Origin of the sequence: Mycoplasma sp. CSL7503-lung, from assembly GCF_025515455.1 — a bacterium.
Lineage (GTDB): Bacteria > Bacillota_I > Bacilli_A > Mycoplasmatales > Metamycoplasmataceae > Mycoplasmopsis.
Window position 1 is genome coordinate 1 of sequence record NZ_JAOPHP010000055.1, and the last position, 705, is coordinate 705.

Below are 705 nucleotides of genomic sequence, written 5' to 3' on the forward strand. Positions count from 1 at the left end.
TATTATTCATTGGACCATTTTAGGACGTCTTAAAACGCGTTTTTTAGATTCAATGATAATTTTGATTATTTGTTCAAATGATAGGTTCAAATTCTATTTCGTCTAAATTGGTATATTCAGTTTTAAAATCAATAAAATTAAACTTTTTATTTTGGTTTATTTTAATTAAATTGATTATTGTTTCAAATGAAAATATTGAATATCTTTTTCTATATATGGATTTAAATAAAGAAACTGATGATTCTGCTTGTGCAGTGTAATTGTGAATATGAAATTTAAAAGTTTTACAATTTTTACGCATAAAATGCACAAAAGTCTTAATAGACTTTTTAGCAGTTTCAGTAACCAAAGGTGAGTTAGTCAAATGTTTTAATTTATCTAAAAAAATTCTAGGAGTTTTTAAAGATTCGAATAATCATTTTTTAGCTTCGGAATTATTCAAAACTTGTTTAGTTTTTTTATCTACAAATACAAATATTTTATTTTTAAATATTTCTAAAAATCTTTTACAAAAGTGAAAATAGTCATAAACATGCTCTGCACCTAACATTTTTGCTAATTTTTTAAAATACACTGCTCCATCTGATAAAAGATAAAGTTTAGTATTATTATCAATAAAATAATACTTTTTTATAATGTTTTGAATTATTTTAGATCTAGATTCATTTGTTATTTTATTAGTATCATTTGAAGTATATGTCTCAT

General features: G+C 21.6%; 1 protein-coding gene. It reads right to left on the reverse strand.

The window, feature by feature from the left end; translation table 4 throughout:
* Positions 1-43 precede the first annotated feature (43 nt).
* Positions 44-705, reverse strand: a 662-nt coding sequence (locus N9R85_RS03885) for a hypothetical protein (protein ID WP_262858666.1), incomplete at its 5' end; no start/stop codon positions are given.